A 25,307-nucleotide genomic window follows, 5' to 3' on the forward strand; every position below is an offset into this window, starting at 1 on the left:
GAGTTATAGAAACGGTTTAGCCAACATAAAACTAGCGATAGATTTAGCATCCACAGGTTCCCCCTCCCAAATCGCCTTTTCCAACTCTTGGGGAGTCATCAAAACCGTGTCTATATCCTCATCTTCATCTTGTGCGGGGGGAGTTTCTAGTTTTTCGAGATCTTCGGCGAGAAAGGCGTAAATAATTTCATCAGAATAACCCGGCGCGAGGACAAATTGCCCTAGTTTACGCCACTTATGAGCGCGGTAGCCTGTTTCTTCTTCAATTTCGCGCCGGACGGTTTCGGCGGGGTCTTCGTTAACTTCTACCGTCCCGGCTGGAAATTCCAAAGTCCGCCCTTCCACTGCAAATCGATATTGTCTGACCAATACCAATTTACCTTCTGGGGTAACGGGAATTACCAAAGCACCTCCGGGGTGTCTAACACATTCCCACTGACCGATCGCCCCATTAGGAAGGCGAAGGCGGTGGACATCAAAGTTAAATTTCCGACCTCGATAAAAGAGTTGTTGTGCGAGAATTTCGGGGGGTTCTGAACCTAGTTTCATTAGTTAGTTAAAGTTAGTTTTTGGACTCCTGACTGATCGATAGTTTCCAGCAATTGGGCGATCGCCTTTTTACTGATAGGATCTATCCACTCCGGGGCTATTTCCGCTAGGGGGACTAACACAAAAGCGCGATCGCGCATTCTCGGGTGTGGTATTTCTAGGGTAGGTGTATTCAAGATTAAATCATCGAACAGCAATAAATCAAGATCTAGGGTTCTCGGTCCCCATCTTTCCCCACGCACCCGCCCCAATGTCTTCTCAATTTCTAGCAGAGTTTCCAAGAGGGACTGAGGGGAGACAGTCACCTCCAGAATAGCACACCCATTGATATAATCCGGCTGAGGGGGTCCCACAGGAATTGTCCGATACCAATGCGATCGTTTTTTCACCCTAATTCCCTCATAGCCTTCCAGTAATTCTAGGGCGGTTTCTACTGTTTGACCAGACAACCCCAAATTACTACCCAAACCTATTGCGACATTGCCATCAACCATAATTAACAATTAACAATTAACAATTAACAATTAATTCCCCGGTGGGGTGGGTTTATTAATTCCCCGGTGGGGTGGGGCGGGTTTATTAAGCGCTTCCCTCATTCCTCTGACTAACTGCGGAGGCGCGCCCCTACAATTATTCATTATTAATTATTAATTATTAATTCCCCGGTGGGGCGGGTTTATTAATTCCCCGGTGGGGTGGGGCGGGTTTATTAAGCGCTTCCCTCATTCCTATAGCTAACTGCGGAGGCGCGCCCCTACAATTATTCATTATTAACAATTAACAATTAATTCCCCGGTGGGGCGGGTTTATTAATTCCCCGGTGGGGTGGGGCGGGTTTATTAAGCGCTTCCCTCATTGCTATGACTAACTGCGGAACCCGCCCCTACAATTATTAATTATTCATTATTAATTATTAATTATTAATTCCCCGGTGGGGCGGGTTTATTAATTCCCCGGTGGGGTGGGGCGGGTTTATTAAGCGCTTCCCTCATTGCTATGACTAACTGCGGAACCCGCCCCTACAATTATTAATTAATAATTATTAATTATTAATTATTAATTATTAATTACCCGGTGGGGTGGGGCGGGTTTATTAAGCGCTTCCCTCATTCCTATAGCTAACTGCGGAGGCGCGCCCCTACAATTATTAATTATTCATTATTAATTATTAATTCCCCGGTGGGGCGGGTTTATTAATTCCCCGGTGGGGTGGGGCGGGTTTATTAAGCGCGTCGCTCATTCCTCTGACTAACTGCGGAGGCGCGCCCCTACAATTATTAATTATTAATTATTAATTATTAATTATTAATTATTAATTATTAATTATTCATTTTCATTTTCCGTTAACTTTTCTTCCAGGGATTGAATCGTGTTGAGAGTCGCCTGTGCAGCTTCTGGGTCTCCAGCTTCTTGGATGATAGATAACGCACTTTTTAAAGTTTCTAGCGCCTGGGAATAGTTCCCCAAGTTCTCATGAATGGAACCTATATTATTGAGGATTTGACTAATCTCTGGCTGCTGGTCTGACTGTTGGTAAATTTCTAGGGCTTGCTGGTAAATTTCCAGGGCTTTTTCCCACATTTCCTGACTGTTATAAAGGCGACCTATCTGGCTAAGTGCCGTCCCCGCTAGACCCAAATCATTAGCTTCCTTAGCCAAATTAGCAGCCTGCTGATAGGTTTCGATCGCTTGGGGAACCTGGTCTAAATTTTCATAGATCATCCCCATTAAATTCAAGATACGAGCCGCCCCAGCGTTATCTCTGATGCGTTCCAAGAGTTGAGCCGCTTGCTGAAAATGTACTAAGGATTGGAAATCATCTCCATTTTCGCGGTATATATAACCCATATTACTTAATAACCGCCCTACCCCCGCTTGGTCTCCTATTTGGCGGCGAAAAGCTAGGGCTTGTTGATAAATTTCTAGGGCTTTTTCTACTTGTCCTATGCTAAAATAAAGTGCGCCTAAATTGTTCAGGGTGCGAGAAAGATCCCGTAAATCTCCCACCTCTTGACGGATAGCCCTGGCTTGTTCATAATAGTCGAGGGCTTGGGTAGGTTGAGCTTGACTAGCATAGACAGCCGCGATATTATGTAAGGATTCCCCCATTTCACTACGATCGCCTGCACTTTGAGCTAATCTGAGGGCTTCTTGGTGGTGTTGGAGGGCTTCGGAAAATTCACCCTGTTGGCGGCGAACAAAACCGAGGAGATTGAGACTGCGGGCTTGACCCTTTTGGACGAGATCTGTTTCCGAGGCGGCTTGGGGGTTTTGTTGGCGATAAATTTCTAGGGCTTCTTGAATAGCTGGTAAAGCGCGATCGCTTTCGTTAAAATTGCTGTAAACTTCACCAATAGCATTGAGTGTTTCTGCTACAGCCAGGCGATCGCCTTGTTGGCGGCGAATTTGCAATGCCTGTTCTAGGCTGTCTAGGGCTTCGCGATGTTCCCCTTTATGGAATTGTTCAATTCCCTGATTGTGTAATTGATTATGATCAACAGAGGGGCGATCGATTTCGGAAGTGGGGGACGATTCCGGTGCGGGTTCTTCCTGAGCTAGAATAGGTGCGATCGTGAACAGGAACATAGTTGCACCCATAAGCATCACCATCGGTACATTCCCCAATTTGGGGGAAAACCAGAGCAGTTGTGGTCTGGGAACTCGAATAGATAAAGCAGATTGTAATATCATTGCTGTCATCCAATTAACTAAAGAACTTGGGTAAATATGCTGACCGATTTAACTTGGGAGACTATTGATTAGATTGTATGTTAACTCAAACCGTTGATGCTATTTTAGATTACGCCTCAGAAGGGGCTGATTTATCCCCAGAGCAAGGATTAACCCTACTGGAAGCAAATCACCCGAAAGTTACCGAACGTCTGCGAGAGGTGGCAGACAAGTGGCGATCGCGTGATTGTGGAGATGCTGTAACCTATGTAATTAATCGCAATCTGAATTTTACCAACATTTGTGAACAGCATTGCAATTTTTGCGCTTTCCGGCGTGATGAAGGGGAAGCCGGAGCCTTTTGGTTGGGTTTTGAGCAAATTCTCGAAAAAGCCCAAGATGCTGTGGAAAGGGGGGCGACTGAAATTTGTATGCAGGGAGGATTAAATCCCCAGGCTCAGATTAACGGTCAGTTTTTACCCTACTATCTCCAGTTGGTGAAAACCATCAAAAACGAGTTTCCCAATTTACACCTTCATGCTTTTTCCCCCCAGGAAGTGCAATTTATTGCCCGTGGCGATCGCCTCAGTTATGATGTAGTCATAGGTTCACTGCGGGATGCGGGAGTCGGTTCTATGCCAGGAACAGCCGCCGAAGTATTAGACGATCGCATTCGCCAGATCATCTGTCCAGAAAAAATTAATACAGCCACCTGGTTGGAAATTGTAGAAACCGCCCACAGTCTAGGAGTTCCCACCACTAGCACCATATTATGTGGTCACATTGAAACCCCCCAACAGCAGATCGACCACTTGCACAAATTGCGATCGCTACAACAAAAAGCCATTGATCGCAATTATCCCGCCCGAATTACCGAATTTATTGCTCTGCCTTTTGTCGGGGAACAAGCACCTCCCCCCTTACGCCGCCGAGTAGGAAGAGACCAACCAATTTTAGCTGATAGCCTCAGATTAATGGCTGTAGCCCGTATTTTCCTCGGTAACTGGATTATTAACCATCAACCTAGTTGGGTAAAATTGGGTTTATCCGGTGCCACAGAAGCCCTAAAATGGGGCTGTAATGATATCGGCGGCACCCTAATGGAAGAACATATCACCACTATGGCAGGGGCGAAGGGAGGAACCTGTAGGACCGTAGAAGACCTGAAAGAGGCGATCGCCTCCGTTCAACGAAAACCCCTCCAGCGTGATACCCTCTATAGGATTATCCATTGATTTGCCCCAACCGTGAATCACTACTCGACGGACTAGGACAAGTAGGTGTATAATTTTCCGAGTCGGTTACCGCCACTGAGTCTCAAATAACGGCTATATGCGAAATGTCGCCAAATATGTCATCTAAAAAGCCGGACCCGAAGTCAAATACAGTTATAAGTGCCATCACCCAGGTTGTGCAGACCCTTCACGCCAGAGTCAACTTCTCCCGGCTGGTGCTAAGGCCTAATAGTAGGGTTCCTGAACTTTGGGTGCAAAATGCCGATGCGGATAAGGCTGATGTTTATCCGCTATTGGGCGATCGCTATATCATTGGTCGTTCTTCGCGATCTAGTGATATCGTGGTTCGCAATCCGGTCGTTAGTCAAGTGCATCTGTGTTTACTACGACAACCACCACATAAAACCATTTTTGGAGAACATCCCTCTCGACAATTTTTGATCCAAGACGAAAATTCAACCAATGGGATCTATAAGGGACGGCGGCGGCTTGAGGTTTTTCCCCTGCGTCATGGGGATGTCATTACCTTGGGTCCCCCAGAACTTGCTAATGGTGTTAGGGTTCAGTATGTAGATCCCCCTAGCGTGTATTTGCGGTTACTGCGCTCTGGTCTTTATGCCTTCTGTGGTATTAGTGCTTTAGTTGCCTTGGTCGTCTTGTGGCAGTGGCAATATTTTACAGTGCGACCTCTCCCTCGCTCTATCAATGGTCCCGTCGTCGTTTATTCCCGCGATCGTCAGCCGCTGCGGGGTCCCACTAACAATAATTTACAACTGGAATTGGAGGCTTTATCCGATTTTTCGCCTTACCTACCCAATGCCGTTATCGCCTCAGAAGATAGCCGTTTTTATTGGCATTTGGGTATTGACCCCATCGGGATTTTAAGGGCTTTTGTCACCAATTTACAAGGGGGTGAAATTCGAGAAGGTGGTAGTACCATCTCCCAGCAGTTAGCCCGGACTTTATTTAGGGAGTATGTCGGCACAGAAGATTCCACCGGGCGCAAGGCTAGAGAGGCGATCGTTGCCCTAAAATTAGAGACTTTTTACGGCAAAGATACCCTGTTACTTACCTATTTAAACCGAGTATATTTAGGCTTAGACCTCTATGGTTTTGAAAATGCCGCTCAGTTCTATTTTGGCAAATCCGCCGCTAATTTAACCCTGTCGGAATCCGCCACCCTCGCCGGGATTCTGCCCGCCCCCAATAGTTTTAATCCTATTCAAAATTATGAGTTAGCTGTTCAGTATCGCGATCGCGTTTTGGCGAGAATGCAAGCCCTGGGAATGATTAACTCGGAAGAGGCAGATCGGGCGCGGCGATCGCGTATTGAAATTAACCCCCAGGCGCGGGAAATTCTCGAAAGTACCATTGCACCCTACTTTTATGATTATGTATTTACCGAAATCGAGAAACTTCTCGGCCGTCAATTGGCGCGAGAGGGTAACTTTATTGTCGAAACCTCTTTAGATCCTCAAATGCAAGCCGTCGCTGAGAGGTCTCTGCAACAACATCTAGCTACTGTCGGGGCGGGCGCTGGCTTTTCTCAGGGGGGAATAGTAACTCTCGACTCCAGCAATGGCGCTGTCATGGCTATGGTCGGAGGACTCAGTTATGGGGATAGTCAATTTAACCGCGTGACTCAAGCCCTACGACAGCCCGGATCTACCTTTAAGCTGTTTCCTTATGCCGCCGCCTTAGATAGGGGTATCCCCCCAGGTAGAACCTATTCCTGTGAACCTCTGACTTGGCAAGGGCAAACTTTTCGAGGATGCGATCGTAGTAGTGGGTCTGTCGATATGTATCGCGGCATGGCTTTATCTGAAAATGTCACCGCCCTACGAGTCGCCCAGGAAGTCGGCTTAAATTCCGTCGTCGATATGGCACGACGGCTAGGCATTCGCTCCGATTTAAATCCCGTTCCCGGTTTGGTTTTGGGTCAAAGTGAAGTTACCCTATTAGAGATGACAGGCGCTTTTAATGTCATCGGTAATCGAGGTTTGGCTCACCATCCCCACGCCATTAGACGTATTTTAGATAGCAGTGATTGCACCGACCCCATCGATATTAATAGCTGTCGGGTCATTTATGCCTATGATCGGGAAAATCCCAGAGTCCCCCAGGTCCTTTCTCCCCTCGTCACAGAAACCATGACCTCCATGCTACAAGGGGTAATTCGTTGGGGTACAGGTCAGGATGCTAGTTTGGGTTTAGGGGAAGCCGGAAAAACTGGCACCACTAACTCCAATGTTGACCTCTGGTTTATTGGCTACATACCCAGTCAGAGACTCACCACAGGCATTTGGCTCGGTAATGACGACAATTCCCCTACTTTTGGCAGTAGCGCTAATGCAGCCCAATTATGGGGCAATTATATGCGCCAGATCCTCCCTTGAGGTTAGCCAACTATCACCAAAGAGACAAGGGTAGAGACCACTCTCGCAATCTCTACCCTAATCTTAACTTTTGAGTACCCCCAAGGGAATTCGAATCCCTGTCGCCTCCGTGAAAGGGAGGTGTCCTAGGCCTCTAGACGATGGGGGCTTGTGTTTTGTTTCGCCTTTTCGTTTCGAGCTTGTGTCGCTCTCACCTTTATTAACTTAGCGAATCTTTCAACTTATGTCAACCCTTTTGCCTATTTTTTTTAAAAAATTTTCTGGTTGGGGCTTCATCTGCCTCTGGGTAAGCGTTTCAGCCTTTTACGGCTCCATAGATTTCGCGGCCGCCCCTAGAACCATAACCGCCACCGCCGCGCCTCTGGCTCCATCCTAACATGACCCATAAAATTTAGCCATGAGTCTCCCCATATCCACAGAGACCCCAACCACTCTCACCTGTTCACCATCACCTCAGAATTGATACAGCAACATCAGACAGCATCTGAACTGAGTCTCAAACCTCCATAGAGATTATTATTGACAGTTGGGGCAATGATTATTTGCTATAATTAGCCATAATTATTGGGGAGTTCAAAACAGGGTAAATATCATGGTTCAGAAAATCGCCCTATTTAATCACAAAGGCGGAGTCAGTAAAACCACCACTACATTTAACTTAGGTTGGATGTTAGCAGCAAAAGGCAAAAAAGTGATTATTGTAGATGCTGACCCACAATGTAATTTAACTGGTATGGCTTTAGGTGAAGATACCGAAGATGACCAAGGGAGAATCGAAGCTATCTACAATACACATTCCAACATTAAAACCGGACTCGCGCCAGCTTTTGAAGGTCAACCCAAACCCATTGCCGCCGTAAATTGTGTTCCTTTATCAGGTCAAGAAGGCTTATTTTTACTTCCGGGTAATGTAGGATTTGCTGAGTATGAAGTTACCCTAGGTATTGCTCAAGAGTTAAGTAGTTCGATTCAAACACTCCAAAATTTACCCGGGTCTATTACTGACTTGTTTAACAAAACTGCCGCGCGGTTTAATGCGGATTATATTTTAATTGACATGAGTCCTAGCTTAAATTCAATTAATCAAAATTTGTTGATGACCAGCGACTTTTTTATCATTCCTACTACCGCTGATTTCTTCTCCGTGATGGCGATTGAATCCTTGAGTAAAATTTTGCCAAAATGGTCATTATGGGCGAAAAAAGCCAGTTCCTTACCGATTTTAAAAGAGGCAATATATCCATTTCCTGATTTTAAACTTCGGTTTCTGGGAACTATTATTCAGAATTATCGCATTATTCACGGTAGGGAAACTGTAGCTTTTCAAAAATGGATTGATAGAATCGAGGCAGATGTTAAGGATAAATTGGTTCCTGTGTTCAGACAATCTGGTTTAATGTTACCTACTCCCAGTTATCTTGAGCAAGGTATTAGCGAAACTTTTACTTTAACTAAGATTTCTAACTTTAATAGTCTGATTGCTCTGTCTCAACAGCATCAAACTCCGATTTATGCTTTAACTCGTGAGCAATTAAAACAAGCTGGCAAAGTTTACCAAAACAATCAGAAAAAACAGCAAGAATTTTATCAGGTATTTGCCGACCTAGCAGATAAAATTATCGGATTAACTTCTCAGAGTTATGCAATTAGCGCTTGACCAATTTCGGGTCAGTATTGCTCGTGTTAGGGATTTAATTGATGTTCATAACTATATTAAATCTCAATCGACCCCGGCTTTAGATTTATCTGATATTTTACGAGCATCCCTGGTTTTAGCCGTAAGTGCGTTAGATTACTATATCCATGAAGTTGTCACCCTGGGAATGTTAGAAATTTATAAAGGTGAACGTCCTCAAACTGCCGCCTTTTCACGTTTTCAAGTGTCATTAGGTAACACTACCAATGACAGATTAATGCTGATGAATATTGAATCTTGGTTAGAAACAGAAATTCAGTTAAGCCAAGCCGGGTCATTTCTGCCAGAATCTCCCAGTGTATCAGATTTGCTTCCGCTGATATCAAGCGCGATTCAAAATAAACTCAATCAGACTTCATTACTCAATGATGAACTCCGAGAAAACCTGGGATATAAGAGTTTTCAAAAACCAGATAAAATAGCCGATGCTATTCGTCTTATTTATGAGCAAAAATTGTGGGATGAGGTAGCGCAGCAAATGGGGAAATCAGCACAAGATATCAAACAACAACTTAGTGCAATAGTCGATCGCAGAAATAAAATTGCTCATCAAGCTGATATAGACCCTTCTTTTGGCATCGGAAACAGATGGCCTATTGATGACCGTCTAGTTAGCGACTGCGTTGATTTTCTTGAACAACTTGTAGAAACTATACACCAAGTCTTAACATAATTGATTATGATTACTTGCTATTATCCTCCATTTATGGTATAATAGGCGGAGCTTTTCCGAGTCTATCTATCGGATACCACTAACAATCCAGAGGTAGTTCGTCCGAACTCTTCTGGGTTATATTGTAGATAGGCTTCTGCACCCGGCCAGATGAATTCGCCGGGGGTGACAGAACGTACTAGATAATGAACATGATAAGCACCAGGTATGAGACGATCGCTATAAGCCATAATGCGATCGCGATAAATAGTTTGATAGGCAATTTCCCAACTATCAGCCTGAGTTTGTAAGGACTGATTACTGGTATCAAAACTCCTATCAATCGCTTCTAAACCCGCCGGGAGGGGGTCAACAATCACCACTTTATCCACGGGATGATCTGCGATAATTTCCAAGCCAATATCAAAGACCTGTCCCGGTTTGACCGTTAAAGGTTTAGACTCCGCTGCGAGGCTATAGGTTTGCCAAATTTGAGTTTCGTTAGCTGGTCGAATAGTCCGAATAACCCGAAGACCATTAAGTTGACCCGGTTGTTTTCCTTCTAAGCGATAACTGTATTTGATCCAATAATGCAAATTACCCGAATTCTCAGGTTGAATCGATAGTTGATAATTTCCTTGGGGTAATTCTGCCATAGGTAGGTTAAGATTAAAGCTAGAATTACCATCATTTCCTAACTCGATTTGCTGTGATATGTAGTTCCCTACTTGCAAATTAACCCGGAAACTTTCCGACGTGGTTTGGGTTTGTTGATAAGCCACTAACGCCGTTAACGCCTCGGCGGTATCATAGTCATTTTGCCAAATTCCCTCACGACGCAAGTTTAACAGACTTTCGACTAATCTACTGATAGTTTCTGGCTGTTGGTTTTGGGTTATATATAGGCGTAATGCTTGAGACTGTAAAACCGTCGGAGAGGCTAACCATTGATATCCGGGGGGTAAATTAACCGTCGCTGTCCGTCCCGTTTGATAAATGTGTTTTTGGATATCTTGGAAAATGGTATTAAATTCCGTTTCCCATTGGGGGAAGTTGGCTAAATAACCAGCTAGTTTAATTTGGGTAGCGGGGTCAAATTCCCGCCAATTGCCGTAAATTTCTGCCATGAAATCACTGCGGGTTTCTCCCAAGTAGGATAAGGCGATTAAGGCTTCAAGACGCAGGCGGCTTTTACATATATTATCAACACAGAAGCCATCATCAGCAGGATTAGCAACTACTTGATTCAGATAATTTCTCAGGCGGTTAATCATATTATTATTAACCGTAAATCCAGCCTGAGATCCTTTTGCTAAGGCTTCTGCGGCGTAACTAGATAGGACAGGATCGGAAATATTCGCGGCGGAAAAATAGCCGAAACCGCCATCCTCTTTTTGTAAACCTGCTAATCTGGTGATAGCATCATTAGCTTGCAATTCCAAATTTAAGCCGGATAAATCATTAGGATTTTTATCCAGAAGTTGGAGATTACTTGCTATTAATAAACGACTGGCTATTGGTTCTAAGAATGGTAAAGTTGGCTGTTGGAAAATTTGGGTCGCAGGTTGGGTTAATTGGGGGATTAAACTATTAGCCAGGGAAATAGTTAGACCTCCCGCATTTGGGACTACCTTTTCATCAATATTAATGGGAATGGTAACAGTTTCGCGGGTAGTCCCTGAGGCGATTACCTGTTCCGTTGTTTCTAGGGGTTTTACCTCCAAAGGAACTTGAAAACTATCAGTTTGATTTTGCAGTCTGCTGGTGAATTTTACCTGGGAATTTCCCACTTGTTCAACTAACACCGGAAAACGATAGGCTTGCGTGTCTACTTCGGCTTGGGTTTTCAGGTGGTGGCTGGTTTTATTCCCCGCTGAAAATAACAGTCCACCACTCAGGTCTCCGGTGATGTCTAATTGTCCTTTCAGGTGGTCTCGGTTGGTGATGGAAACTCCCGCCAAAAAGCGATCGCCTACCCGTGCGAATTGTGGTAGTATCGGATTAGATAATAGGGATTTACTGGTGATAAATGTCGCTTCCCCTGACCCAAATTCTAAATTTTCGTCAGTAGCGATCGCCATAACTCGCCAGGTGGTTAAATTATCAGGTAACGTAAAATTAACCGTGGCTTTTCCCTGGTTGTCCGTGATAATTGAACCGTTATAGTAGGCTAACGCTTGGAAGTCTTGACGCAACTTAGATGTATCAACAGTGGCGGCGGAAAATCCTCCACCATAACCCCAACCTTTAGCTAACGGTGACATTAATGATTGTACTACCACATCAGGACGGTTATCTGTTAATCGGGTCGATATTGATTGTTCAGCATATACAGTATCTACTAAGTTGGGGGGTCGGTAGCCGTTAAGTTGCAAGATCGCATCATTAACCACCATTAAAGTAATTTGTCCGCTAATCGGTTGATAATTATCCTTCGTTAACTCTAGGTTAATCGTAGCTTGGGAACCCGGTTGAAATTCCGGTTGATTCGGGTTAATTTTGACTTGTAAGTATTTGCTATTTTTGCTGACATTTAACGGAGTCATTCCGATAGATACCAGATTATCTATACTTCCCGGTTCCAGTTGTGATAGAGATTCTCCCTGACGGACTAATACCGCTTCTACAGCCACATTAGGTAGCATTTCGGGTGTGACTTGAAATCGGATTTCTGGTGCGCCGCCTTTCACCGGAATTAGGGTTTGATACAAAATGCGATCGCGAATTACTGCGAAAAATAACTCTCCCTCCCTATAGGGTGATTGAATTAAAGCCGTCGCTATATCTCCGGGTTGATAATTATCGCGGTCTAGTTTAATTTCGAGACGGTTATCATAACGATTTCCCCAACTCACCGGACCATCACCCGTTACCCAAATTTGAATATCAGTAGCTTTCGGTGTATTTAATGGGTCCGAAGCAAATCTCGCCTGAATGCGATAAGAACCCGATTCCCTCGCCGTTAATTCTACAGTTTTCGCCGTATTACCACTCCTGACATCTACAGTATCCACTGTTTGATATTCCAGTTGATTTCGGTTAGTTTGTCCCCCTTCTACCACCCGGGTAATACTGCTGTAATTCATTTTCTGCAATTCCAGCTTCACCGGAACATTATTAATTGATTGACCCTCAACATCAGTAACAATCACTTCCACCGGAAAAGCCTGATTAACATTAGCTACAAATTTGCTTTTCAGTCCAATCAATTGATGGTTAGGTAAGACCGTAAAACTTTGGGAGTCCGCGACCGACAGGTTAGAAACATCTGTCACTTCCACATCAACTTGATATCTGAGGGGATAGGGAACATCACCGCTAACAGTGATCATTTCACTTCCCGAACCCGCCACGTCTAAATTTTGCGATCGCTGTAAGACATCACTAGAAATCGTCGGTTTTTCTTCCGGCCAAAACCACTGTCTTCCAAAATGATATTTTTCCCAACCTATGGGAGTAAAATCACTAGCAGTCCGCGTCACATAATATTTAGCCTCACCACCAACTACCGGAGAACCGAATAAATAATCTCCCTGAACTGTCGCCATAACCTTATCCTGACCCACAGCTAATCGACGGTCAAGACTCAAATCAACCTTAAAGTTAGGGGGGTTAAATTCTGCGACCCGAAAATTACCAAAAATTTCTACCCCACTAATACCTTTACCCTGAATTACATAATTCCCCAAAGGGTCATCTGGCTTCACCGTAAATTCTACCGAAAACGTAGCAAATTGATTAGTTGAATAATCCCCTAATTCTCGTTTTTCCCCCGTCGGAGTTTCTAACGTGAGATTATACACCGTATTTTTATCTGGCTGTAATTCTCCATTTTGTAAATAGTAAGCCACTCCCGTTAAAGCTATAGCTTCACCCGGTTGATATAGTTGTCGGTCTGAAAAAATAGTTCCGCGAGAAATCGGTTGATTTTCATCCCAACCCGCATAAACTCCATAGCCATAAGCGCCACTGTAGGAGTAGCTGCGAGTGAATGCCCAGTCTTCCCCTTCTTTAGCAATTACCAAGAGTTCTGGAGGTTCATTAAACCGATTACCTCCCATACACCCCCGGAGGTTTTCCGCCGTTAACAATAGCAATCCCTGGTTATTAGTAATTCCCCTAGCACAAGCAGTTGGTTTAGGAAATGATCTAGCATTCAGTTGAGATTGATATATTTCCACCGATGCTGATGCTACTGGTGAACCGTCATCTAAATGATTAACTCTCACCATTCCCGACTCTGGAAACCACTGGGAAAACACACCTAAGTTAGTTAACTGAACCATCCCATAAAAGCTAGGTTCATTCCATTGATTCACACCATGTTTTTGATAGGAAGTCGTTTTAGCTTTAATTCCATAGGCTAACATTCCCGTTTTCCCTTGTAACCTGTCTCGCAGATTAATCGAAGTTTCGATAGTTTGATTAGTCGCACCATCATTAATCCTAAAAGTTTGCCATTTATCTGAGGTGGGTAGTAAGTTTTTACCCTCCCGACTCGGATAGGCTTGATCTGCATAGACTAAATCTTCTGGCTGGATAATTGCATAAGCTGCTTGATAGCTGGATTCGGGTATATTAACAGTAGAAATTTTAATTTGTAAATTGTTACCAGATGGAAAAATATTTAAACCAGAAGGAGTCCACAGGTCAGCCGCAAGATTTCCGGTTTTATAGTTAAGGTTTATGGGTTCCTCTAGCCTTTGATTAAAGGTATCTTCCAGGTTAGCGCCAATGGTAATTACATAATTTGTTTGAGGTTGCAAAGACCAGGGATTTAAGCTGATTGTATCGTTACCGTCGTATGATTGTATCAGCGGCGGCGCATCTGCTGCTGGTGGCGGGTTTATCGTGATATTTTCTCTGGCTGATTGCGCCGTAATTCCGTTATTAAATTTCAGTTGAGGACTCCCATTCGTAAATCTTCCATAGGTTCCACCTTCCCCAGGTTGTCCATAAAATTGTATCCCTTGAAACTGTAGGGGTTCGTAGGTGTAAATTGGGTGGGAAATTAGAAATTGGCTGGCTAGATTTCCCGTTTTTGATTGCAGTCCGGGTGTGATTTCTAGGGTGTAACGGCTGGCTTTTTCTAGCTTTTGCTGAAATTTTATGTTATAATCCCAGCTATGGGAAAATAGCCTATCTCTGTCTTCTCGCGCCACATCCCCCCCATCAGTTTCCGGTCTATCTAGTGTTACCCGTAGAGGAATGGCTTTTTTGGTCTTGTCGGAAATGACTCTAATATGGTCGTTGACTGAGGCGAGATCTAGTTCTACGTTAGATGTAAATTTTAGGGTGGGGTCTAAACCTATCGGTTGGTCAGGGAAACCAGGGTTATCTTCCGTCCCCGGAAGGTTTGACAGTTGAATGGCTGGAGTGTTGAAAGTCCAGGCTATGTCTGACTCTAGTTGATGGTCGCTGAGGTCGCTGAGTCCTTTTTTTAGCGTCACCTGAAAGCGGGTGGCTAGGGGAATGGCTTCTTCCGCTTGAAAACCTACCATCCGGGGTGTCAGAAATCGGAATCTTCCCGGTATTTTGGGGTTGATGTCAAAGTGTCTGAGTTGTTGTCTCTGGTTGGGAGAGTCCAGACGTTCAACCGGAATTAACGGGTTGCTAAAAGTGATTCTAATCTGACCTAAAGATGTGGCTTCCTCTGTAGGACTAATTTCTTCTATCCACTCGGGAAGTTGGGGAAGAGGTAGTGGGGATATGTTGACCATCGGTTCACCAACGGGTTGACTGCTGAAAATTCGACACCCGGCTATGGTGAGGATAAACAGCGAGACTAGGAAAAACCGCTTCCAGATTCTACGGGAAAAGCCTATTGTTACCATAGGAGATTATGCGATCGCATTTCGTATTCCCTTCATAACACATCATAGTTGCTCAACCCCGGAAACTTCCACAATTCTTAATTGTTTCTATCTGAGTATAATTATCTCTCTTCTATCTCTTAACTCCGGCTATCGTTTCAAGGGTTGACCGTTTAACTATCGATTAGCTTCACTATCGATTAGCTTCACTATCGATTAGCCCAGCCATAGATTTTAGCTTATATATTCCGCCACCTTTTCCCATGTTAATAATTATGGCATAAACATCACCGCAAGTCAACCCCCAAACCGAAATAGTTTTTTGTTTAGATTTGTGCTGCACATAATGCGGCACCGATTAAACCGACTTTAGGATTAAGAACAATATAGACAGGTACTTGTTCTAATAAAGGACTAACGCGACCCTTATCTTTCAAGGCTTTGATAAAGTTTCCTTCCTGTATTAAGGGGAGAATTTTAGCAGCAATTCCCCCAGCCACATATAACCCGCCGTATGGTAGTAATTTGAGGGCGAGATTTCCGGCTTCTGCGCCATAGGCTTCCACAAAAATTTTCATAGTCTGAACCGAGAGATAATCACTTTTAGCCAAGGCGGCTTTAGAGACTTCGGCGGCGAGGTCTACAGTTTTGTGTTCTTGTCCGATTTCCTGTTTCCATGTATGATAAATTCCGGAAATTTCGGGAGATTCTTGAGAAATATCATGGTCGCGCAAAAATTGATAAATCGCGGTAATTCCCATCCCCGAGACTACTCTTTCTACGGATACTCTGGTAATATTATAGAGTTCTCGTAAATAGCCTAGGAGATGAAATTCCAACTCGGATCTGGGTGCGAAATCAGTATGACCGCCTTCGCTGAAAAAGACTTGATAACCGCCGCCTTGGGAAAGGGGAATCACAAAACCTTCTCCTAAACCTGTTCCCGCACCTATAACAGCCCTAGGCGCAGAAACATCGGGTTTTCCGGGTTGGAGAATGTGTAAATCTGATGGTGATAAACTGACTACGCCATAACCAATAGCAGCAAAATCATTAATTAGTTTCATTGGGGAAATATCTAGTTCTCGCTGAAGGCGATCGCTGTCCAAAGACCAACTCAAGTTAGTGAGTTCGCAGCTATTATTGACCACAGGACCCGCAATCCCAAAAGTCGCTTTTTCCGGTTTTGCGTATTCAGGAACTTGCTGAGATGCTGCTTCTAAAAATTTTTTAACTATGGGGACTAAATCAATATAATTCTGACTAGGATATATTTGCTCAAATAATGATTTAACTTGGGGGACGGCGGCGGTGGTATCGAGAGAATTTGCGTCAAATAAGGATAAAATAGTTTTGGTTCCTCCTATGTCTCCTGCGAGAATAATGGTCATGTTTTTAGTCTCCTGAAATAGTGATGAGATCAGCCGTCTATGCTGAGGATAAAAAAAGGCGATCGCATGAGTATATGTTAGACCAACTGTCAGCGAATCGCCTAATCAAGTTAAGTTATCCTACTAATGGGTCAGCAGTTGACCCGGAGATGGTATCAGCTAAAAAGGCCACTTCCAATTACTAATTTCCTCCTGATCCCGACCATGTTCGTAGGCATAGGCGACATTTTCGATGATAGCATTTCTCATGCGTTCGCGAACATAAGCCGCCGCCGATCGCAATTTGGGAACTCTGTCAATGACATCAATCACCAAATTAAAGCGATCGACCTGATTTTCGATCGCCAATTCCAAGGGTGTATTAATATTACCCTTTTCCTTATAGCCGCGCACGTGCAAATTAGGGTGATTAGTGCGACGATAAGCCAACTTATGAATCAACCAAGGATAGCCATGGAAATTAAAGATAATAGGTTTGTCGGTCGTGAACAAACTATCAAAATCCCAATCAGACAAACCGTGTGGATGTTCAGTATCCGGTTGTAACTTAAACAGATCGACCACATTAATAAAGCGAATTTTCAACTCCGGAAATTCTGACCGGAGAATGGCGGTCGCCGCCAAAGACTCCTTAGTGGCGACATCACCACAACAAGCCATCACCACATCAGGAATATCGGGGTCTTTACCACAATCATCATTACTAGCCCATTCCCAAATCCCAATTCCTTTAGTACAATGCTTAATAGCATCATCCATATTCAGGAATTGTAGATGTTTTTGTTTATCCGCCACAATGACATTGACATAATCTTTGCTTTGGAGACAATGATTAGCACAGGACAGTAAACAATTAGCATCAGGGGGAAAATAAACCCGAACCACATCAGGACTCTTATTAGTAACCAAATCCACATAACCGGGATCTTGGTGACTAAAACCATTGTGGTCTTGTCGCCAAACCGTAGAAGAGAGTAGGATATTCAGAGAGGCGATCGGAGAGCGCCAAGGCACCTCTTTTTTACAAACTTCCAACCATTTAGCGTGTTGGTTAAACATGGAATCGACCACATGAGCAAAAGCCTCATAGGTATGAAAGAAACCATGACATCCAGTCAGCAAATAGCCTTCTAACCAGCCTTGGAGGGTATGCTCACTTAACATTTCCATAACCCGACCATCAGTGGCTAATTCGCTACCGTCTAAGTCCTCCTCTAAGAACTCACCCATCCAGGTTTTTTTACTGACTTCATAGACAGCATTAAGGCGATTAGAGGCAGTTTCATCAGGTCCAAACATCCGAAAATTCGTCATATTTTGACCCATGATATCTCGGAGGAAATTGCCGAGAGGTCGAGTGTTTTCCGCCTCACTTTGACCCGGTTTAGGAACCTCTACAGCATACTTACGGAAGTCTGGCATATTTAAGTCACGCCGCAAAATACCACCGTTAGCAAAGGGGTTAGCACTCATGCGACGGACACCCGTTGGCGCTAGTTCCTTGAGTTCAGGAATAAGAGTTCCGTTTTCATCAAAGAGTTCTTCTGGCTGGTAACTTCGCATCCAGTCTTCTAGGATTTTCATTTGATGGGGGTTCCCAATGACATTAGACATGGGGACTTGGTGCGCGCGCCAGAAACCTTCAACTTTGTGACCGTCTACTTCTTTCGGACCTGTCCAACCTTTAGGCGATCGCAAAATAATCATCGGCCATTGGGGACGGGTAGCCTTTCCACTGCTACGAGCCTGTTGTTGAATATCGCGAATTTCGTTGATACAATGTTCTAGGGTCGCGGCCATTTTCTGATGAGCCGATCCATAATCCTCATCTTGGCTACATTCCACCAAATAGGGAGTATAACCATAGCCTCGGAATAGGTTTTTGAGTTCCTCATTAGGAATTCTTGACAGAATGGTGGGGTTAGCAATTTTATACCCGTTTAGGTGTAGTATCGGCAACACCGCACCGTCGCGGATAGGATTGATAAATTTATTGGAATGCCAAGCTGTTGCTAGGGGTCCCGTTTCCGCTTCTCCATCTCCCACCACTGCCGCGGTAATCAGTTCTGGATGGTCAAATATTGTACCATAGGCATGGGAAAGGCTATAACCTAGTTCCCCCCCTTCGTGGATAGAACCTGGGGTTTCTGGGGTGCAATGGCTACCGATACCGCCAGGGAATGAAAACTGTTTGAAAAATTTTCCCATCCCTTCAGCATCTTGACTTTTATCCGGGTAAACCTCCGAGTAAGTTCCTTCTAAATATACCGGACCGAGAACACCCGGCGCGCCGTGTCCTGGACCAGCAATATAGATCATATTCAGGTCATATTTTTTGATTAGCCGATTTAGGTGAATGTAGATAAAACTTAAACCGGGACTAGACCCCCAATGACCCAGAAGGCGATATTTGATATGTTCAGGCTTTAAGGGTTCTTTTAGTAACGGATTATCTCGCAGGTAGATCATCCCTACACAAAGATAATTGCAAGCACGCCAGTAGGCATGAGTTTTCCGTATCTCTTCGTCACTGAGAGGATAGGTTGTCTCTAACGTTTGAGAGGGTGCTGCCACCATAAATATTTACCTTGATTTACCTTATTGACATCCTACTTTAGATAGATATTTCCCGGTAGGTTAGGCTAATGCTAACATTCTGGATGATCCGATAGGACGGAGTTTCTCTATTAATATCCTAAGATTCCCGAAATTGCAAGTTTTCATGATTAATTGGGTGATGTTTATCAAGATTTAACCTGATTTTAACTTGACTTTAAGTGGTCTTTAGTCTATTTTAAGGTAAATTTTGCTGCTGATCATCATTCCATTAACTAATTAGTTCGGTGGCTCCATTATCGCCAATTCCATTAATAGAAGTAGCCAAATGTTGCTCAAACGGTTAAACCAATATGGTCGGGGTTCCTTTCCTTGCGGGTTTACGGGGATATATGGTAGTAACAGATAAGCCAGATCAACCCGCCCTCTCCCGCAGCCCTCTCCCGGCCAATCAACTAGCCCGTCATCACTAAAACACCCCAAAAAGCCATCAATAAACTATTATTAAAGCATAAATTTAAACTATGAAAATTTTTGTGTTAAATGCTGGTTCAAGTTCCCAAAAAAGCTGCTTATATGATATTAGCGGAGATAGCCTACCAGCATCTCCCCTAGAACCGATTTGGGAGGCGGCTATTGATTGGGGAATGCCACCTTTTGGGGAAATGAAAGTGAAAGCTAATGGGGTAAAATCGGAGAGTAAAATTGATTCGGAACAGAAGGCAGAAGCCATTGGCAAAATGTTAAATAGCCTGATAGAAGGGGAGACTAAAGTCCTCAATAGTCTGGGGGAAATTAATGTAGTTGGTCATCGGGTAGTACATGGAGGAACTGACTATTCTAGGGCGACCATAATTGATGAGCAGGTGAAAGATGCGATCGCCCGATTAATCCCCCTAGCTCCGGCTCATAACCCCTCTCATTTACAGGGAATTTCAGCCATAGAAAAGGTGTTAGGAAATGTGCCACAGGTGGCGGTATTTGATACAGCCTTTCATAGTCAAATTCCCTTATATGCGGCAGTTTATCCGATTCCTTATGAATGGTTTACCAAAGGAATTAGGCGCTATGGTTTTCATGGTACAAGCCATAAATATTGCGGACAGAGAGCAGCTCAATTAATTGGGAAACCATTGGAGTCTTTGCGGTTAATTACTTGCCATTTAGGGAATGGTTGTTCTTTGGCGGCTATTCGGGATGGAATTAGTGTGAATACTACTATGGGATTTACCCCCTTAGAAGGTTTGATGATGGGAACTCGGAGTGGTTCGATTGACCCAGCAATTTTGATTTTTTTGATGCGTGAATATGGGTGGGATAGCGATCGCCTTAATCAAATGCTAAATCAACAATCGGGGTTAAAGGGAATTACCGGAATATCTGGAGATATGCGCTATGTTCAAGAGGAACAGAGTAGCGGCAACGAACGGGCTAAATTAGCCTTTGAGATGTTTATTCACCACCTGCGAACTGGGATAGGTTCAATGTTAGCCAGTTTAGGGGGACTAGATGGTTTAGTGTTGACGGCAGGTATTGGAGAACACGCAGGTTTAGTGCGTCAAGAAACCTGCAAAGATTTTGAATTTATCGGACTCAAATTAGACCCCGATAAAAACCGCAACATTAAAGGAGATGGTAACATCGCCGCCAGTGATTCCCAAGTACCGATATTTGTGATCCACACTGAGGAAGATTGGGCGATCGCCACTGAATGCTGGCATTTACTAAAATCCTAGGTTAGCAACCGACTCGCCTTTTAGGGGCGGTTTCACCGGGGTCTTCTGTAGGGGCGGGTTCACCGGGGTCTTCTGTAGGGGCGGGTTCACCAGGCTATATGGTAGTAACAGATCAGTCACATAAACCCGCCCCCGCCCCCGCCCCCGCCCTATTGGGTGGCGTATCAACCCGCCTATTGGGTGGCGTATCAACCCGCCTATTGGGTGGCGTATCAACCCGCCCTATTGGGTGGCGTATCAACCCATCCCTTAGTCGTCAGCATAAACGTAGCGATATAACTCGCTAGGGTCAGGTTCAGGGCTAGTCTGAGCAAACTCAACCGCGTCATTAATGAGATCCTGAACCTTTTTGTCGATCGCCTTCAACTCGTCACTATCAGCGAGATTATGTTCAGTCAAATAGGCGAAAAACTTATTAATAGGGTCACGAGCAAACCAAAACTCTTTTTCATCGCGATCGCGCAATTCATCAGGGTCAGCCAAAGAGTGACCTCGGAAACGATAAGTCAACGCTTCAATCAGGGTTGGACCTTCACCAGCACGGGCTCTAGCGATCGCCTTTTGAGCCACCTCTCGAACCGCCAAAACATCCATACCATCAACTTCATAACCAGGCATTCCAAAAGCGGGGCCTTTCTTATAAATTTCCGGGTCAGAAGTCGCCCGTTCATGAGCCATACCAATAGCCCACTTATTATTTTCCACCACAAACAAAATAGGTAACTTCCAGAGAGTTGCCATATTCAAGCACTCATAGAACTGTCCATTGTTGCAGGCTCCATCCCCAAAAAAGCAAGCCGTGACCGTATCAGAACTTTCATCTCCCATTACTTCCCGGCGATACTTACTCTGAAAAGCGGCCCCCGTAGCCACAGGAATACCTTCCGCCACAAAAGCAAAGCCGCCGAGCAAATTATGTTGAGACGAGAACATATGCATCGAACCGCCACGACCCTTAGAGCAACCAGTGGCTTTACCAAACAATTCAGCCATAACCTCTCGTGCGGTAACTCCAGCACTGAGGGCGTGTACATGGTCGCGATAGGTACTACAGACAAAATCCTGGTCGCGGCGCATAGAGCGAATTACCCCGGTAGAGACGGCTTCCTGTCCATTGTAAAGATGAACAAACCCGAACATTTTACCCCGGTAGTACATTTCAGCGCACTTGTCCTCAAATAAGCGCCCTAGCACCATATCCTCATAAAGCATCAACCCTTCCTCTCGGGTGATGACTACAGAATCGACTTGAAAACTAGGTACTGTGCGTTCCTTAACCATTGCGTTACCTTGTGAAACTGTTTACTGCTGCGTGCTGCCAATTAATTATAAGTAGGTGCGGGTTCACGGGGTATATGGTAATTTGTAGGGGCGGGTTCACGCCCGGTAGATCCCAGTAACAGATGAACTACATAGACCCGCCGCCTCCCCGCCACATAAACCCGCCGCTGCTAGAGACTATTCTATAGGAATAGGGGCAAAACGAAGTTTTTTCAGGGTAGGCGATCGAGGACGGGATAAATAGCAAGGACTAACCTATAATTAACCTAATATTTGGGGTAGAATGCACCACATTGTGTAGGATATAATTAAAAATCCCCGTTGGTTTATTCGCGGGGACAGTGGGGACGGGTTCACGCCCGGTAGATCGTAGTCAGCACCCCCGGCTGAAGCACGGGGGCTTCGTGCCCCCCTTTCAGGTAGCTGACCAGCTATAGCCTTAACTGGCTCCGTTCAGAGCAAGAGTTAAAGTTCCTACCCTGGAATGCGTGCTAGTTCCAGGCTCTAGAACCGAATCGTTAAACATCTCTAAGGGGTTAAGGACGTGCGATTTGGATAGTACCGACTCTGAACATTGGCGAAGCAAACATTACCCCGCAAGGGAGTCGGAGCCAACCATAGCTCCATGGAGGGGCAACCATACCCCTCCACCCCGCAAGGGGGTGCTGGCGGCTAAAGCCGCTTGAGTCGGTTTTCCTCTCCGTGATCAATCACGGAGCTTCCAACCCTCCCAGGAGTTTTACGTGACAGATAAGCCACACGAACTCGCCTGGTAGGGGTCGGTTAAACTGGTTTTTCGGAAAGACCCGATGAATAGGAATAGTAAACCGACAATTTTTTTCCCTACTCCGTCTTCCGCCACTCCTCCTGACCCCTGCCCTATATCCCGGACAGTGAGATGGCATGGTCCGGGAAGATGCCCAACCCGCCCTAAATCAGTCGCTCGCCCTTGGGGATGAACCAGAATGCGTATTCCACTAGATTACTACCGAATTTTAGGCTTACCAATCCAAGCGACTGCGGACCAGTTAAAGCAGGCTCGAGGCGATCGCCAACAGCAGCTTCCCAGGCGGGAGTATTCTGATCTGGCGATCGATGCTCGAAAGCAGTTAATTGATGAAGCCTACGCAGTCCTGTCAGACCCAGACCAACGCGGGGCCTATGACATGGGTTTTCTAGCCAAGACCTACGATCCTGGCTCGCGTACCGTGAGAACCCTCGGAGGCCCGAATGTCATGAGCCTGTCGGGGGCCGGGGGTGGAAAGGACGCAGATTCTCACCGAGCCAGTATAGAGATAGACGATCGCCAGTTTGTGGGCGCATTGCTGATCTTGCAAGAATTAGGGGAATATGAACAAGTTGTCGCCCTGACTCGTCCCTTGATAGGAACCAGCAGTATTGGTCTGAAAGATGGTCGGTTTGGAGATCCTGATCTGGTTTTGCCGGATATAATTCTCACCGTAGCCCTAGCATATTTAGAACTAGGTCGGGAACAGTGGCAGTCTCGGCAATATGAAAACGCTGCTATTTCCCTAGAATCGGGTCAAGATTTACTGTTACGAGAAAGCCTGTTTGCGAGTCTACGGGGAGAAATGCAGGCAGACCTTTATAAACTGCGCCCCTACCGTATCATCGAACTGCTGCAACTACCAGAACAAAAAGCTGATGAACGTCGGCGGGGATTGCAATTGTTGCGGGAAATGCTCCACGAAAGGGGGGGTATTGATGGTCACGGTGACGATCGCTCTGGTCTGAATGTCGAAGATTTTCTACGCTTTATCCAGCAATTGCGTAGTTCTTTAACCACCACCGAACAACAGACCCTATTTGAGATGGAGGCTCATCGTCCCTCCGCCGTTAGCACATACCTGGCTGTTTATGCTTTATTGGCTCAGGGATTTGCACGCGCCCAACCTGCTTTGATTCGCAAAGCTAAGTTAATGTTAATGCAGTTAGGTCGCCGCCAGGATGTGCATTTAGAAAAAGCAGTTTGTTGTCTGTTACTAGGACAAACTGAAGAAGCTAGTCGAGCCTTAGATTTGAGCCAGGAACAGGAAGCGATCGCCTTTATTCGGGAAAATTCTGTAGATTCGCCAGACCTGTTACCCGGGTTATGTCTGTATGCAGAACACTGGTTAGCCGAAGAAGTTTTCCCCCATTTCCGGGATTTGCAAAATCAGTCAGTTTCTCTGAAAGAATATTTTGCTAATAAGCAGGTTCAATCCTATTTAGAGGCACTTCCCGCCGAGGCGCGTGCCACATCAAATGAGTGGGTAGTAGTACAACCTCGCCGCAGCAGTAGGTCAGATAATGAATTGACTTACGCACAATCCGGATCGACCCCCGCAGTTTCAACATCTGCAAATCCCGCTCAATCAGCACCTTACTCCTCTAGTCCTGATGGTCTAAGCAATGTGCCTAAGCCTACCGGTTCTGTGGGAATGCCTACAGGATCTCAGTCATCTTATAGTGGTGCTAATTCTCCCTCCGCACAGGTTCCCCAAACCACCCCGCCAGGTAGATTCAATCAATCTACTAATGAATCGACCTACCTACAAAAACCAGCCAGAGGGAGTTCATCCACATCTCATCAACCCTCTGCGGTGGCATCTTCTAGCGCCGGATTAAACGGTACTCCTACGGCTAATCTGCCACCACTGGGTCAGGGTAGCCCTCAGCCTCACTCTCCTAGACGAAGTAGGGGTAAGTCAACTCATGAATCCAACTACAAGGTTAAAAGATTAATCTTGGTAGCTTTGGTGGGATTGTTTGGGATTTGGTTATTATGGATGATTTTGAGTGCCATTTTTGGTTGGATTGGTAATGCCCTAGAGGGAATGGGTGGGCCGAGATTGACAGTCGATGGACCCGAAATCCGCCTTGATAATTCTCCGATCGCTATTCCTGAACCCGAACCAGAGAACCCCCTAGCGGCTGACCTGGATCCCACTGTAGCGCAACAGGTACTTAATCAGTGGTTGACTGCTAAATCTGTCGCTCTGGGTCCTGAACATCAAACTGAAGGATTAAGGGAAATTTTGGTTGAGCCTTCCCTGACTCGGTGGATGGGGGTTTCCGAGTCATTGAGGCAGGAAAATTCCCACAGGCGTTTTCAGCATGAAGTTAGGGTCCAGAGTGTTGATGTCAATGAGAATAATCCCAATCAAGGTACTGTTGATGCTCAGGTGCGGGAAGTTACCCAATTCTATCAAGGTAATCAAATGGAGAGGTCTGAGGATAGCACCCTACAGGTTCGATATCAACTCGTCCGGGATCAGGGTCCTTGGCGGATACGGGATTGGGACATAATTCGTTAGCTTTGGCCACTCCCA

At 45.1% G+C, this 25,307-nt stretch carries 14 protein-coding genes and 1 tRNA gene; 7 read left to right on the forward strand and 8 right to left on the reverse strand.

The window, feature by feature from the left end:
• Positions 1-3 precede the first annotated feature (3 nt).
• The 3 genes from NLZ44_RS20605 to NLZ44_RS20615 all read right to left on the reverse strand — a co-directional run bounded on the left by NLZ44_RS20605 (position 4) and on the right by NLZ44_RS20615 (position 3,240).
• Positions 4-549: an NUDIX hydrolase gene (locus tag NLZ44_RS20605; protein WP_006669340.1), complete on the reverse strand. Its 546-nt coding sequence runs from the start codon at positions 547-549 to the stop codon at positions 4-6.
• Positions 549-1,043, reverse strand: coding sequence for a 2-amino-4-hydroxy-6-hydroxymethyldihydropteridine diphosphokinase (folK, locus tag NLZ44_RS20610; RefSeq protein ID WP_493750989.1), 495 nt, complete (start codon positions 1,041-1,043; stop codon positions 549-551). The genes NLZ44_RS20605 and folK overlap by 1 nt, the downstream gene beginning before the upstream one ends.
• An 829-nt stretch (positions 1,044-1,872) precedes the next feature.
• Positions 1,873-3,240, reverse strand: a complete 1,368-nt coding sequence (locus NLZ44_RS20615; RefSeq protein WP_493750990.1) for a tetratricopeptide repeat protein — start codon at positions 3,238-3,240, stop codon at positions 1,873-1,875.
• 77 nt (positions 3,241-3,317) lie between these two features.
• Here NLZ44_RS20615 and cofH point away from each other — a divergent pair, with 77 nt between their 5' ends.
• Complete coding sequence (cofH, locus tag NLZ44_RS20620) at positions 3,318-4,454, forward strand: 7,8-didemethyl-8-hydroxy-5-deazariboflavin synthase subunit CofH (RefSeq protein WP_493750991.1); 1,137 nt, start codon at positions 3,318-3,320, stop codon at positions 4,452-4,454.
• A gap of 116 nt (positions 4,455-4,570) precedes the next feature.
• Positions 4,571-6,850, forward strand: a complete 2,280-nt coding sequence (locus tag NLZ44_RS20625) for a transglycosylase domain-containing protein (protein WP_493750992.1) — start codon at positions 4,571-4,573, stop codon at positions 6,848-6,850.
• A 75-nt stretch (positions 6,851-6,925) separates the two neighbouring features.
• Here NLZ44_RS20625 and NLZ44_RS20630 read toward each other — a convergent pair.
• A tRNA-Glu gene (locus NLZ44_RS20630) sits at positions 6,926-6,998 on the reverse strand.
• 444 nt (positions 6,999-7,442) lie between these two features.
• Here NLZ44_RS20630 and NLZ44_RS20635 point away from each other — a divergent pair.
• The gene (locus tag NLZ44_RS20635) at positions 7,443-8,507 is read left to right on the forward strand and encodes a ParA family protein (RefSeq protein WP_493750993.1); all 1,065 of its coding nucleotides are present in this window, start codon (positions 7,443-7,445) and stop codon (positions 8,505-8,507) included.
• Entirely contained in the window at positions 8,491-9,219 is a 729-nt protein-coding gene (locus NLZ44_RS20640) for a HEPN domain-containing protein (RefSeq protein WP_006624000.1), read from the forward strand. The genes NLZ44_RS20635 and NLZ44_RS20640 overlap by 17 nt, the downstream gene beginning before the upstream one ends.
• Positions 9,220-9,281: 62 nt before the next feature.
• On the opposite strand, the gene NLZ44_RS20645 is transcribed toward NLZ44_RS20640, so the two are convergent.
• Both NLZ44_RS20645 and NLZ44_RS20650 read right to left on the reverse strand, forming a co-directional pair.
• Positions 9,282-15,032, reverse strand: coding sequence for an alpha-2-macroglobulin family protein (locus NLZ44_RS20645; RefSeq protein ID WP_493750994.1), 5,751 nt, complete (start codon positions 15,030-15,032; stop codon positions 9,282-9,284).
• A 305-nt stretch (positions 15,033-15,337) separates the two neighbouring features.
• The gene (locus tag NLZ44_RS20650) at positions 15,338-16,402 is read right to left on the reverse strand and encodes a glucokinase (RefSeq protein WP_493750995.1); all 1,065 of its coding nucleotides are present in this window, start codon (positions 16,400-16,402) and stop codon (positions 15,338-15,340) included.
• Positions 16,403-16,425: 23 nt separating this feature from the next.
• On the opposite strand from NLZ44_RS20650, the gene NLZ44_RS20655 reads away from it, so the two are divergent.
• Positions 16,426-16,587, forward strand: coding sequence for a hypothetical protein (locus tag NLZ44_RS20655; protein ID WP_493750996.1), 162 nt, complete (start codon positions 16,426-16,428; stop codon positions 16,585-16,587).
• On the opposite strand, the gene NLZ44_RS20660 is transcribed toward NLZ44_RS20655, so the two are convergent.
• Complete coding sequence (locus NLZ44_RS20660; protein WP_493750997.1) at positions 16,562-18,979, reverse strand: phosphoketolase family protein; 2,418 nt, start codon at positions 18,977-18,979, stop codon at positions 16,562-16,564. The two genes, NLZ44_RS20655 and NLZ44_RS20660, sit on opposite strands and share 26 nt — an antisense overlap.
• 503 nt (positions 18,980-19,482) lie before the next feature.
• Here NLZ44_RS20660 and NLZ44_RS20665 point away from each other — a divergent pair.
• A complete protein-coding gene (locus tag NLZ44_RS20665) occupies positions 19,483-20,694 on the forward strand; it encodes an acetate kinase (protein WP_493750998.1) in 1,212 nt (403 codons plus the stop codon).
• 249 nt (positions 20,695-20,943) lie between these two features.
• On the opposite strand, the gene pdhA is transcribed toward NLZ44_RS20665, so the two are convergent.
• Positions 20,944-21,975, reverse strand: a complete 1,032-nt coding sequence (pdhA, locus tag NLZ44_RS20670; RefSeq protein WP_493750999.1) for a pyruvate dehydrogenase (acetyl-transferring) E1 component subunit alpha — start codon at positions 21,973-21,975, stop codon at positions 20,944-20,946.
• 965 nt (positions 21,976-22,940) lie between these two features.
• On the opposite strand from pdhA, the gene NLZ44_RS20675 reads away from it, so the two are divergent.
• Positions 22,941-25,292, forward strand: a complete 2,352-nt coding sequence (locus NLZ44_RS20675; protein ID WP_493751000.1) for an IMS domain-containing protein — start codon at positions 22,941-22,943, stop codon at positions 25,290-25,292.
• Positions 25,293-25,307: the final 15 nt, after the last annotated feature.

It is taken from the genome of Arthrospira sp. PCC 9901, assembly GCF_059013425.1.